Source organism: Actinomadura sp. ATCC 39365, assembly GCF_054392275.1.
The window spans coordinates 5,984,156-5,996,415 of the sequence record NZ_CP184335.1 but is presented as its reverse complement, the minus strand read 5'-3'; the positions used below and the strand labels follow the sequence as shown (position 1 = coordinate 5,996,415).

At 72.4% G+C, this 12,260-nt stretch carries 12 protein-coding genes and 1 pseudogene; 8 read left to right on the top strand and 5 right to left on the bottom strand.

Annotation, left to right across the window (positions count from 1 at the left end; all coding sequences use genetic code 11):
• Positions 1–283 precede the first annotated feature (283 nt).
• From ACNF49_RS29245 to ACNF49_RS29235, 3 genes are all read right to left on the bottom strand, one after another.
• Positions 284–1,255 carry an ArsR/SmtB family transcription factor gene (locus ACNF49_RS29245; RefSeq protein WP_357986618.1) on the bottom strand — a complete coding sequence of 324 codons (972 nt, stop codon included), beginning with the start codon at positions 1,253–1,255 and terminating at the stop codon, positions 284–286.
• Between the two features lie 69 nt (positions 1,256–1,324).
• On the bottom strand, positions 1,325–1,762 hold the full coding sequence (locus ACNF49_RS29240) for a YybH family protein (protein WP_482939464.1): 438 nt from the start codon (positions 1,760–1,762) through the stop codon (positions 1,325–1,327).
• Entirely contained in the window at positions 1,759–2,010 is a 252-nt protein-coding gene (locus ACNF49_RS29235) for an NADPH-dependent FMN reductase family protein (RefSeq protein WP_482939463.1), read from the bottom strand. Before ACNF49_RS29235 ends, ACNF49_RS29240 begins: the two co-directional genes overlap by 4 nt.
• Positions 2,011–2,166: 156 nt before the next feature.
• Here ACNF49_RS29235 and ACNF49_RS29230 point away from each other — a divergent pair.
• Together ACNF49_RS29230 and ACNF49_RS29225 are read left to right on the top strand one after the other, a co-directional pair.
• Positions 2,167–2,463, top strand: a pseudogene (locus ACNF49_RS29230) (MBL fold metallo-hydrolase); the annotation flags it as partial.
• Positions 2,464–2,614: 151 nt separating this feature from the next.
• The gene (locus tag ACNF49_RS29225; protein ID WP_482939462.1) at positions 2,615–2,875 is read left to right on the top strand and encodes an MBL fold metallo-hydrolase; all 261 of its coding nucleotides are present in this window, start codon (positions 2,615–2,617) and stop codon (positions 2,873–2,875) included.
• Between the two features lie 204 nt (positions 2,876–3,079).
• Here the strand turns inward: ACNF49_RS29225 and ACNF49_RS29220 are convergent, their stop codons facing one another.
• Positions 3,080–6,307 carry an ATP-binding protein gene (locus tag ACNF49_RS29220; protein ID WP_482939461.1) on the bottom strand — a complete coding sequence of 1,076 codons (3,228 nt, stop codon included), beginning with the start codon at positions 6,305–6,307 and terminating at the stop codon, positions 3,080–3,082.
• Between the two features lie 237 nt (positions 6,308–6,544).
• On the opposite strand from ACNF49_RS29220, the gene ACNF49_RS29215 reads away from it, so the two are divergent.
• The 3 genes from ACNF49_RS29215 to ACNF49_RS29205 all read left to right on the top strand — a co-directional run bounded on the left by ACNF49_RS29215 (position 6,545) and on the right by ACNF49_RS29205 (position 8,734).
• Positions 6,545–6,928 carry a DUF4267 domain-containing protein gene (locus ACNF49_RS29215; protein ID WP_482939460.1) on the top strand — a complete coding sequence of 128 codons (384 nt, stop codon included), beginning with the start codon at positions 6,545–6,547 and terminating at the stop codon, positions 6,926–6,928.
• Between the two features lie 38 nt (positions 6,929–6,966).
• Complete coding sequence (locus ACNF49_RS29210) at positions 6,967–8,274, top strand: FAD-binding oxidoreductase (RefSeq protein WP_482939459.1); 1,308 nt, start codon at positions 6,967–6,969, stop codon at positions 8,272–8,274.
• A gap of 166 nt (positions 8,275–8,440) precedes the next feature.
• Complete coding sequence (locus tag ACNF49_RS29205) at positions 8,441–8,734, top strand: hypothetical protein (protein ID WP_482939458.1); 294 nt, start codon at positions 8,441–8,443, stop codon at positions 8,732–8,734.
• A gap of 64 nt (positions 8,735–8,798) precedes the next feature.
• Here ACNF49_RS29205 and vanY-N read toward each other — a convergent pair whose 3' ends face one another.
• Positions 8,799–9,371 carry a D,D-peptidase/D,D-carboxypeptidase VanY-N gene (gene vanY-N / locus ACNF49_RS29200; protein ID WP_357986636.1) on the bottom strand — a complete coding sequence of 191 codons (573 nt, stop codon included), beginning with the start codon at positions 9,369–9,371 and terminating at the stop codon, positions 8,799–8,801.
• 191 nt (positions 9,372–9,562) lie between these two features.
• Between vanY-N and ACNF49_RS29195 the strand changes: the two genes are divergently transcribed.
• Genes ACNF49_RS29195 through ACNF49_RS29185 form a run of 3 tightly spaced genes read left to right on the top strand, consistent with a single transcriptional unit; the run spans position 9,563 to position 12,256 of the window.
• Positions 9,563–10,237, top strand: coding sequence for a response regulator (locus ACNF49_RS29195; protein WP_397178208.1), 675 nt, complete (start codon positions 9,563–9,565; stop codon positions 10,235–10,237).
• Positions 10,238–10,244: 7 nt separating this feature from the next.
• On the top strand, positions 10,245–11,765 hold the full coding sequence (locus ACNF49_RS29190) for an ATP-binding protein (RefSeq protein ID WP_482939457.1): 1,521 nt from the start codon (positions 10,245–10,247) through the stop codon (positions 11,763–11,765).
• A complete protein-coding gene (locus ACNF49_RS29185; RefSeq protein WP_482939456.1) occupies positions 11,762–12,256 on the top strand; it encodes a hypothetical protein in 495 nt (164 codons plus the stop codon). The genes ACNF49_RS29190 and ACNF49_RS29185 overlap by 4 nt, the downstream gene beginning before the upstream one ends.
• The last annotated feature ends 4 nt before the right edge of the window (positions 12,257–12,260 follow it).

Below are 12,260 nucleotides of genomic sequence, written 5' to 3'. Positions count from 1 at the left end.
CGCCGGACGAGCATCGAGCCATGGATGATTACCGCACCCAGTACTCGACCGTGTGCTTCTTGCTGAGGGAGAAGGCCGCCCAGTACAGGGAGTGCCCGGCGTTGCCGATGCGGACGATGCCGTACTTGCCGTTGCAGGGCCACGTGCGGGACTTGGCGATCTTCTCGCCGCCGCCCCAGCGGCGCAGGAACCACAGGTCGACGTTGATGCGCGTGTCGTTGCCCCGGCAGCTGGGACGTGACCTGGGTGTGCGCGGCCGGAGCGGCGACGGCGGGAGCGGCCGTCAGCAAGCGTCCGGGGAGCCGTTCAGGAGGGCTTCTCCGAGTGGCGTCAGGGTGTGCAGGACCGAGCTGCCCGTGCGGACGGTCGAGATGAGTCCGGCGTTGCGCAGGACCGTGGTGTGCTGGCTGGCGGAGCCGAGGGAGACACCGACGCGTTCGGCCACGAACGTGGTGGTGGCCGGGCTGCGCAACGTGCCCAGCACCGCCGCACGGGTACGGCCCAGCAGGGGCACGAGCACGTCGTCCGCGCCGGCGGACCGGCCCGTGGCGCAGATCGGATACACCAGCACCGTGGCCGCGTCCGGCCGGTACATCACCATCGGCCGGGGCGCGAAGTAGGACGGGATCAGCAGCAGCCCCCGCCCGCACAGCGCGACGTCGTGCTCGCCGTCGATCGGGATGTGCAGGGTCGGCGGCCGCCAGCGGCACCCGGGATGCAGCGTGGCCAGCAGGGCGTCCACCCCGCCGCGCAGCAGGGTCTCGGCGCGCAGGGCACGGTCGGCGCCGGCCTCGGCCTGGATCTGCGACCACAGAGGCTCCACCGACGAGCCGAAGTAGCCGCGCAGGTCGTCAGCGAGGGTCTGGCGCGCCCCGCGGCTGCCCTCGGCCAGGTCCCGCGCCCAGCGCCCGGCCCGCTGGGCGGGCGACAACGCGCCCAGATCGACCGCCAGATAGGAGCTCGGCGTCCGACTGGCCAGCTCGACACCGGCGGCGAAGTCACCGGCGTCCGGCTGGAGCAGGAACGCCGGCACCGAACTCCTCGGCGGAACCAAGGGAGCCAGCACCCCCGCCCGCTCGGCCAGGCTCCCTCCCATCTGCCGGAACAACCGGCGCGCTCCGGGCCGCGTCCAGCTCCTGCTCGTCGGCGCGCCGAGCAGGAGGCGCACACTCAGCACCGTCTCCCACAGAGCATTGGGAGCCGGCGCGAACGTGATCTTGCGCAGGTCGGCGTCGGAGAAGTGCACACGGATCATGACGATGGATTCTCACCGAGCCGGCTCCCTCCAGCCAAGGAGAACGCCTCCCCGGCGGGCGCGTAGACGTCAGACCGGCTCGCCGTCCGGCGGGAACCACGCCTGCAGGGTCGCCGGGTCGATCGGCACCGAGACGTGCTCATGCGTGATCAGCCAGCCCTGTTCCGTCCGCCGGAAACCGAGGGACGACCTGACCCAGATCGAGGTCCGCAGGCCGTTCCCGCGCCTCCCGCTGTCCAGATGGAGCATGTGCGCGAACGCGGCCTCCCCGCCCGCAGCGACCACCAGCTCGCGCGTCTCCAACGCGATCGGGCCGTCGTACTCGTCGAACCAGCGGACGAAGTTGCCGCGAACCTCATCCAGCCCGGCGAATCTCATCGGCGGAACGACGTCGTAGTAGACGACGTCGGGAGCGTAGAGCCGCAGCAACCGATCGACGTCCTTCACCTGGCAGGCTTCGGCCCGGACTTCCAGCAGCGCCCTGATCTCGGACTCGCTCGACATCATCGCCGCCCGGCCTTGAGCGTGGCCGCCGTCTCGGCGACGCGGCGGGCCTGGTGGCCGGCCGCCTGCAGGGTCACCTCGGCGGGCGGACCGTCGCCGGCCACGTGCGAGGCGCCGTAGGGGTTGCCGGACCTGAACTGGACGGGGTCGGTGTAACCCGGCGGCACGATGATGCCGACGCAGGACCAGGACGCCGCTCTGACCCGCCCGCGCCCGATCGAGCAGCCGCGCGACCTCGGCCAGCTCCTCATCCCGCCCCCCAGACCCGAGGTGCCACCGGCCAAGCGACGGAGAGCAGTGCTCTTGACGTGGAGCACCTGTCCGCGAGAGCATTGCTCTCATAACGGAGCGACGCCCGCAACGTCCTCCGGCCGGAACTCTCGACCACGTCACCCCTGGGGAAGCTCATGAAGCTCGCACCTCACCTCCACCGCCTCGGTAACGATGTCGTGGCCTGCTACCTCGTCGACACCGACGAAGGCATCACCCTGATCGACGCGGGACTGCCCGGCCACTGGCAGGACCTGCAGGCCGAACTCCGCACGCTGGGCAAGACGGTCGACGACATCCGCGGACTCGTGCTGACCCACGGCGACTCCGACCACATCGGCTTCGCCGAACGCCTGCGCAGCGAACACGGCGTCCCCGTGTTCGTGCACGCCGGCGACGCCGTCCGCACCTGCACCGGGGAGAAGCCCAAAACCGCGCCGGGCCCCATGCGCCTCGGCCCGACCCTCGGCTTCTTCGCCTACTCCATCCGCAAGAACGGCCTGCGCACCCGCTACGTCAGCGAAGTCACCGAGATCGCCGACGGCGACGTCCTCGGACCTGCCCGGAAAGCCGGTCATCGTGGGCATGCCGGGACACTCACCGGGCAGCGTCGCGGTGCACGTGCCCGTCGCCGACGCGATCTTCGTCGGCGACGCCCTGACCACCCGGCACGTCCTCACCGGACGCTCAGGCCCGCAGCCCGCACCCTTCACCGACGACCCAGCCACCGCCCTGTCCTCCCTGGACCGCCTCGCCGGCCTGTCCGCCTCCTGGGTGCTCCCCGGCCACGGCGCCCCCTGGCGCACCTCCCCTGCCCAGGTGAGCGAGGCCGTCAGAAACGGCTGAACACGCGACAGTGACGCACGTCACCCTGGTCAGTCCGCGCCCGGAATCCGTCGGCCGCATCCGGCTGCACCAGTGCGCCGCCCGTACCGGCGATGGCGGGCACGCGGAAATGGCCGTCCTCGTCATGGGACTGTTCCGCGCGGGGCGCCTGCCGGATGCCCGGATCGAGATGGTCACCTGCAACAACGCCCCCGCGATGGCCGCCTACGACGGCGTTCGCGAGCGGGCCTCGGCGGCCCAGTGGGGTGCGTTCCACCGGTCGGCGACGGCGGCGGCCTGGGCGAAGTGGGCGGCAGCCTCGTCGTCGTGGCCGAGGAAGACGGCCAGCTCACCGAGGGTGTGGGCGACCGGGCGCAGCGCCATCGCCAGGCTCTCGGCCCCCGCCGGAGGACCGTCACGGTACGGAAGCAGCGTCTCGTAGATCTCCTCGGCGGCGTCCCGGTCGTTCAGGGCGATGACGGCCATCGCACGCAACGTGGTGAGGAAGGTGAAGAAGAAGTCTCGACGAATCGGACCGGGTGGCGTACGGACCTCTCGGGCTTCGTCATCCAGGCCGTTGGCGTGAAGGGCGAGCGCCAGCAGGTCGGACGTCATGGAGCCGAGCACCGCGTGAAGGGCACGCACCTCCTCCAGATGCCCGCCGAGCGTGCCATCGTTCAGCCGGATCGTGGCCAGGGCGAGCTGGAGAAAACCCGCGGCGTGCACCGACCCGATGCGCCGCATGCCCTCGCCGGCCTCGACGTAGAGGGCTTCGGCGTCGGCGAACCGGCCCTCGATGAGCGCCAGACCCGCCAGCGTGATCTCCGCGACCGCGATCGCCTCGCGCATCCGGTAGGCACGCGCGAGTTCCAGCGCCTCGCTGATCACCCGGCGCGTGGTCACCGGATCGTTGGCGGCAGCGGCGACGCCGGCATGGTTGAGCAGCCCGGAGACACGATAGACCGGCAGGTCGTACTCGACGCCGATCTCCACCAGCTCCCGGCACAACCCGGCGTCCCCCTGGGCCTCGGCCAGGATCTCGAGCGCCGCCGCCCGCAACCGGGGCCCGGTGGCGAGATCGAGCGCCTCCCGCGCCGCCTCCACAACGGTCGGATCGTCCTCGCCGATCAGCTCGTGCGCGTACGCCGACAGGAGCCGGGATCGCACAGAAGGGGGCAGATCACGCTTCAGCAGCCGACTCAGGCGATCGACGACGGGCCGATCCACCGTGCCGTACGTACGGGCCTGCCACGGGGTCGGCTCCGTCCACGCGGTGAAAGCGGCGATCATCAGGTCGTCACGCCCCAAGGACTCCGCGTACTCCACGGCCTCACGGCGCGTCTCGCGGGCGGCCGCGACGGCCCCCGACCGGATCTGTGCGCGCAGCAGCCTGCCGAGCAACTCGACGCGTTCGTCCGGCCCCGTCGAGTTGGCGACCGCGTCGGCCAGGAGGTCGGCCGCCACGTCGTGGGCGTAGCGGGCCTCGGCAAGCTCGGCGGCCTGCACGCAGTAACCGACGGCCTTCGGCGAGCCGGCGCGCGCGAAATGATGGGCCAGCGCCGCGATGTCGTCGGTCCCCTCGAGAGCGGCGGCGATCCGGGCATGCATCCGGGTGGCGCGCAACCTGCTCAGGTCCGCGATGAGCGTGTCCCTGACCAGGGCGTGCACGAAGCGGACCAGGCCGGGACCGGGCTCGTCGAGCAGCCCGGCGATGACACCCGCGTCCAGCGCGTCCAGCACCCCGTCCTCGTCGGTGTCGGCGGCCTTGACCAGGACGTCCACCGAGCTCTCCCGGCCCGCCACCGCGGCCAGCCGCAGGACCGACACGCCTCCCTCCGGCAGGCGCGCGAGCCGGCGACGCAGGACGTCCCGTACGCCTTCGGGAACCTCGGAGAGGGCGACCAGCGCACCTTCGCCGTTCAGCAACCGGGCGCTCTCACGCACGTAGAACGGGTTGCCGCCGGTACGCTCGGCGATCCCCGCGACGGTCTCGTCATCGGCCGCACATTCGGCCCGCACGAGCCGCGCGACGGCCTCGCCGTCCAACCCCGGCAGCGCCAGACGGAGAGGCGCGGCGCGCGCGAGGGAGGCCAGCGTCTCACTGAGCCGCCCGCCCTCGTCCGCGCGGTACGCGGCGACGACCAGGATCGGGGCCCGCAGGCCGAGACAGCCGCCGAGCAGCTCCAGCGTGGTGGCGTCCGCCCAGTGCAGGTCATCCAGCACGACGGCGACCGGACGCCCCGAGGCGACCGCCGCGAGCCACCTCCACACGGCCCGGCGCAGGCGGAACCGTCCAGCCGTGGCGTCGGCCTTCACCGGCTCGGCATCGGCGAGCAGCGGCGCAAGATCGTGCCCGAACTCGCCCGGAGACGCTGAAGCGGCGACGGCTCCCAGCACCTCGGTCCAGGCCCACGCGGGCGGCGCGCCGTGGACCTCCGGGCAGCGGCCCACCGCCACCAGCCACCCCTCACGTTCGAGCCGCCGGCCGAGGTGGTCCAGCAACGTCGACTTGCCGAGCCCGGCCTCGCCGGTGACCAGAGCGACGCGGACTCCGTCGGCGACGGCCTCGTCGGCGGCCGTGACCAGCGCCGACAGCTGTGCCTCGCGTCCGACGAACGGCGCCTCGACGACCGGATCCGTCCCCCCGACGGGGGCCACCTGCGGCAGCGGGGCGCTCAGCGCCGGCACGGTCGCACGCAGGACCTCCGTGCGCTGGGTGAGGATCGCCTCCTCCAGCGCCGCCAGCTCAGGACCGGGATCGAGCCCGAGCTCCTCGGCGAGAACGCCGCGGGCACGGCGGAGCGTCGCCAGCGCGTCCGCCTGGCGACCACTGCTCCACAACGCCAAGGCGTGCAACCGCCAGCCCTCCTCCCGAAGCGGCTCGTCGCGGGTGAGCCGCTCGGCCTCGGGAACCACCGCAGCCGGATCGCCGATGCGCAGACCCGCCGCCACATGCAGCTCCGCGGCCACCGACCGCAGCTCGTTCAACCGGGCCGTCTCGGCGGCGGCCCACGGCTCGTCGGCGACCTCGGCGAACGCCGGTCCCTGCCACAACCCCAGCGCTTCGGCGAGCCGAGCCTGCGCGGTGCGTGGGTCGGTGTCCGTACGCGCCCGGCCCAGCAGACCCTCGAACCGCCACGCGTCCACCGCCTCCGGCGGCAGCCGCAACGCATAACCCGGCGCCGCGCTCACCAGCAGCCGGGCCGGCGAACGTGGCGGACGTCCCGGCTCCAGCAACCGGCGCAGGTTGGACACGTACGCCTGCAGGGACAGCAACGCCCGAGCCGGCGGCTCCCCACGCCACAGATCCTCGATCATCCGGTCGACCGGCACGACCTGCCCACGCGCCGCCACCAGCAACGCCAGCACACCCCGCTGCCGCGGCCCGCCCAGCGGAACCGGCTCGCCGCCGACCTCGGCCTCGAGAGCGCCCAGAACCCGGATGAAGACCATGATCTGCACATCGTATGCGGACGTTCCAAATGACCTCCAAAGGCCCTCCAAATCCCTTCCAAACACCCAGGAGCAGCCTGAACACATCGCAACCGACCAAGGGCGGGAACAGATGAGCGTCCCACCCGGTGCACCACCCACCCGAACCCGCCCTGCGCACGCTCTTCGGCACCGCCCTGGAAGACGCCGAACGCGCCACCACCCCCAACGACCTCGCAACACCCAAGGAGAACGACCATGGCGCCGAAGAAGCTCAACACCGCCCTGGCCACCGCCGTCGTCCTGTTCACCCTCTACCTCGGGGCGTCCTTCGCCCTGCCCCTCGCCACGACCTTCCCCGGCCTGCCGCACTGGCCCGCCGACGACAGCGGCTTCTCCATCGTGAAAGGCAGCCGCGAGATCGCCATGGGCCTGGCCATGGGCGTCCTGCTGGTGACAGGCCACCGCCGCCCGTTGGGCTGGGTCCTGCTCATGGTGGCCGTGGCCCCCTTCGGCGACATGGTCAACGTCCTGGCCCACCACGGATCCACCGCCGCCGCCCTCGGCATCCACGGCCTGACCTCGGCACTGATCGCGGCCACCGGACTGCTGATCCTCCGCGAGACCCGAAAGACCGCCTGACCTCCCCCGACGTCGAGAACTCGAAAAAGGAGACCATCATGACGATCAACGACCTGCGCGGCGTCCTCAAGGGCCGCGTGCTCCTGCCCGACGACGACGGCTTCGCACAGGCGTCCACCGCCTGGAACCTGACCGTCAGGCAACCCGTGGCCGCCGTCGCCGAGGCCGCGGACGCCGACGACGTGGCCGCACTCGTACGCTACGCGCGGCGAGCAGGCATGACGGTGACCGCCCAGCCGAGCGGACATGGCGCCTCCGGCGATGTGGACGGCCTCATCCTGCTGCGCACCGGCCTGCTGAACAAGGTGGAGGTACGCGCACAAGAGCGCACCGTCCGGGTGGGCGCCGGCGCCAAGTGGGGACAGCTGCTCGCGGCAGCCGGCCCGCTGGGCCTGACCGGCCTGTCCGGCAGCGCGCCAGGAGTCAGCGTGACCGGCTACACCCTGGGCGGCGGAGTCGGCTGGTTCAGCCGCAAGCACGGCTTGGCCTCCGACAGCGTGCGCGCCATCGACATCGTGGACGCCGACGGCCAGCCGAACCGGGTGACCGCCGAGTCCGACCCCGACCTGTTCTGGGCACTGCGCGGCGGCGGCGGGGACTACGCGATGGTGACCGCCCTCGAACTCGACCTGTACCCCGCCCCCGCCCTCTACGGCGGACGCGTGATCTGGCCGGAGCACCGGACCAGGGAGGTGTACGACGCCTTCCTGGAGATCACCGCCGAGGCGCCACGCGAACTCAGCGTCTGGATCAACCGCCTCCAGCCCCCCGGCGCGCCGCCCATGGTGACACTCGACCTGGCCTACCTGGGCGAAGCTGCTCAGGCACAGGACCTGCTGACCCGCCTCGACAAGATCGACGGCGCGATCTCCGACACCCGCGGCCTCGTCCCGGTCGCCGACCTGGGCACCATCGCCGCCGAACCCACCGACCCCGCCCCGTCCATCACCCGCGCGGAGCTGCTCACCGGCCTGGACACCGACGCGGTGGAGCTCCTCCTCGACAAGCCGGTCGCACCGCTCATCAACGTGCAGATCAGGCACCTGGGCGGCGCACTCGCCGAGCCCGGGGGCGGCGCCGGTGCGAGCGCGGTGACCGAGCCGTACCTGCTCGGCATGGTGGGGCTCGGCCTGCCGCACGCGGCCGACGCGACACGCGCCAAGCAGGCCGAGCTCGTGGCCGACCTCGGCGCCTACGTCAGCGGACGCAAGCCGTACACCCTCCTGTCCCCTGGCGAGACGGCCGCGATGTCCTTCTCCGGCGACACGCTCGCGCGCCTGCGGGAGATCAAGCGGGCCCGGGACCCGCACAACGTGTTCCGGGCGAACTACCCGGTGCTCGGATAGCCCGATGCGGCCCCTCCGCCCATCGAGACGGCGGGGCCGCACGGCTTTGGTCGATGAGTACGGGCGAAGCCCGTTCCTTAGACAGGAACGGGGATTTTGGTCCAACCCACTGCCTTTACAATGTAGATCACATCATTCGTACGGCAACAACACCGTCGGCATCCTCGTGGACAACCCGTGGGGGCCCAACCGGGCCGGCCCGGACCCCATCTCCGACAACGTGTTCGTCAGCAACGGCCGGCACCCCAGCGGCCGGGTCGACGGCCAGGGGCACGCGGTTCAGGGCGGCATCCACCTGAGCTCCCGCGCGGCTCTCACCACGCCGGTCACCCTGCGGAACAACGTCGGCACCGGCAACGCCGGCCATCTCATCTGGGCGCCCCCGGGCACGGTCACCGACGGCGGCGGCAACCAGGGCCCCTGCGGCCCCACCCCCAACCCCGATCTGACCTGCTGGTGAAAGCACCGGCCCTGATGGTCGTTCCCCGGGCGCGGACCTGCCGAGGTCTGCGGGCGCGCCCGGGTCAGATCCGGTGCCGGTTCTCCCCCGCGTGGCCCACGCCGGGGTGGGGCCGTCGTCGCGGTGGCGTGCCTCCGTACTCCGGGTGGTGCTCGAAGTGCCACCACTCGTTGTCGAACATGCGGTAGAGGTCGTAGCGGGCGCCGTGTTCCTCCAGCCAGCGCGCGCCTTCGTGCGGGCGCACGTCCAGGGCGATGCCCTTGACGTGGTTCGACTCCGTCGGCGGCAGGACGAGCATGCGCGCCAGGGCCGGGGAGCCGGTGCGGCGCACCTCCTCGTCGAACATCCGGAGCTGCACGACTGGATCGCGGTATCCCGAGGTGAGGCCGAGGAGCTGGCCGTGACGCCAGAGCGCCTCGGTACGCGCGGCGGTGAACGCCGCCAGGGCGCCGTCGGTGAGCCCGGTGAGGTCCTCGGCGGGGAACCGCATCCGTAACGCCCACTGGCAGGCCAGCTCGCGGGCCCGGCCGGGGCGGCGGACGAGCGCCGCCGGCAGCAGGAGCACGGCGAGCACCAGCGTCACCACGGCGAACAGCCGATCTCGGGGCCGAGCTGGGATGGTGCGTGGTTCGTTCATGACGAACTACGATTGGCGCCGAATGTGTGTGGGTCGTCTGCCGAATGTCACCGTTTGTCGACGGCCACCACGTCGGCCGCACCGTGACACAACGATGACATGGCGCTGACAAGGCGGGGACATGACCGGCCCACAGTGGACGGAGTTGACCGGCGAGCGAGGTTACGGAGCGTGCTGTGGTACTCGGCGGCGTGTCGCGAGTGTTGTTGATCGAGGATGACCCGGCCGTGCGGGAGGGCCTTGAGCTGGCCCTGACCCGGCACGGGCATCGGGTGGGCGCCGTGGAGTCCGGCGAGGAGGGGCTGGAGCGGCTGCGCGCCGACCGTCCCGACGTCGTCGTGCTCGATCTGATGTTGCCCGGCATGAACGGGTTCGAGGTCTGCCGCCGCATCCGGGCCATCGGCGAGGTGCCGATCATCATGCTGACCGCGCGCGGCGACGACATCGACGTGGTGGCGGGGCTGGAGGCGGGCGCCGACGACTACGTCGTCAAACCGGTGCAGCCCAGGGTGCTCGAGGCGCGCATTCGCGCCGTGCTCCGGCGGATCGGCCGCGACCAGGCGGAGCTGGAGCGGCACGGCGAGCTGACCATCGATCGGGCCGGGCTGGTGGTCACCAAGCGCGGCACGCCGGTCGGCCTCACCCCGGCCGAGCTGCGCCTGCTGCTGGAGCTCTCCGGCACGCCGGGCCGGGTGCACAGCCGCCAGCAACTGCTGGACTCGGTGTGGGAGCACGGGTACTTCGGCGACTCGCGGCTGGTGGACGCGTGCGTGCAGCGGCTGCGCGCGAAGATCGAGGACGACTCGGCCTCCCCCGTCTACGTGCAGACGGTGCGGGGGTTCGGTTACCGGTTCGGGCCGGTGTGAGCCGGCGGTGACGCCTGGGCCGAGCCTGGGGCTGCGCGCCCGGCTGCTGTTCGCGTTCGCGCTGCTGTGTGTGGTCACCACGGCGGCGGTGGCCGGCGGGCTCTACGTGCAGGCCCGCACCGACATCCTGCAACGGGCCCAGGATGCCGCGCTGCAGGCGACGAGAGGTCGCATGGAGACGCTCTTCCCGTTGCGGACCCCGGCGCCGGATCGGACGGAGCTCGGCAGGATCGCCGCCACCATGGCCGAACGGGACAGCTACGCGATCGCCGTCTACCGCGAGCGGTACGAGCAGGCAGGGCCGCCGTCCGGTCCGCCGCCGGGCCTGGCGGGGAATCCGGCACCGGGGAGCGGGGGGCGCGACGGGAACGGGCCGGCCCTGAAGCCCGAGGACCTGAGGCCCCAGGCCCTTTCCGTGAGCCTGCGGCGGAAAGTGGCCGAAGGCGAGATCGCCTGGCAACGGGTGGTGCGGGAGGGCAGGCCGTTCCTGATCATCGGCGCGCCGTTGCTGATCGCCGAGGGTGACCGGTGGCGGGTGTCCGGCATCGAGGTCTACACCGCGCGCAGCCTGCTTCCCGAGCAGCGCAGCATCGACTGGCTCGCCACGCGCGCCTGGCTCATCGGCGGGGCGGCCATGGCGTTCGCGGTCGTCGTGGCGTTGCTGGCCACCCGCAGCGTGCTGCGCCCGGTGCGCGAGCTCGGCCGGGCGGCCCGCCTGCTGGGCGAGGGCGAGCTGCGGGCCAGGGTCGAGGTCCGCGGCTCCGACGAGCTGGCCGACGTGGCGCGTACCTTCAACGACACCGCCGCGGAGCTGGAGCGGCACGTCATGCAGCTGCGTGAGATGGAGGCCGACGCCCGCCGGTTCGTGGCCGACGTCTCGCACGAGCTGCGCACTCCCCCTGGCCGCGCTCGCCGCCGTCGCCGAGGTCCTCGACGACGAGGCGGCCCAGCTGCCCGAGCCCGCCGGCCGGGCGGCCAAGCTGGTCAGCCAGGAGACGCTCAACCTCACCGCGCTGGTGAACGACCTCATCGAGATCAGCAGGTTCGACTCCGGCGTCGCGGCCCTGTCGCTGAACGAGGTGGACGTGGCCGAGCTGGTGCCCGCGACGCTGCGCGTCCGGGGCTGGTCGGACTCGGTGCGCACCGAGCTTCCCCGTCGGTGACGGCGAGGCTGGACCCGCGGCGCGTGGACGTCATCCTCGCCAACCTGGTCGGCAACGCCCTGCGGCACGGCGAGCCGCCGGTGTCGGTGCGGTTGTCGGCCGACCCGCAATGGATCACTCTCGAGGTCCGCGACCACGGGCCGGGGCTGGCCGAGGCGGTGCTGCCGCACGCGTTCGACCGGTTCTTCAAGGCCAGCGCGGCCAGGGCCAGATCCGAGGGCAGCGGCCTGGGCCTGGCCATCGCGATGGAGAACGCGCGCCTGCACCGGGGCGACCTCACCGTCGCCAACGCCCCTGACGGCGGCGCCCTCTTCACGCTGCGCCTGCCGCGCAGGGCCCCCGAGCAGGACGGAGCAGCCGAGTGAGAGCCGGGCTCCCCCGCCGCGCGCTCGCCGCGAACCTCGTGGCGGCCCTTGTGGCACTCGTCGCCGTGACGGGCTGCGGTGTGCGTCCCAGCGACGTCATCTCCGTCGGCGAGCCGCCGAAGGGATCCGTCGCGGTGACCACGACGATCGTCCTCTACCTGGTGCAGGACGGGCGGCTCAGCGCCGTGCGGCGGCCGAGCGCCCGCCCGCTGTTCCTGACCGAGAGGCTCGCGCTGCTGGCGGCCGGACCCACCGCGGAGGAGCGGGCGTCCGGGTTCGGCACCGAGGTGCCGCCGGAAGCCGACCCGTTCCTGGTGACCGCCAAGGCACACGGCCGCATGGTGCTGACTCCGTCCGCTCCGGGCGGTGACCTGTCCGCCCTGGCCGTGCAGCAGATCGTGTGCACGGCCGCCGCGTTGACGGACAGCCCCGCCCGCATCACCGTCGCCGGGGCACGGACGAACGTCGACCCCCGCGACTGCCCGGCGTGACGCG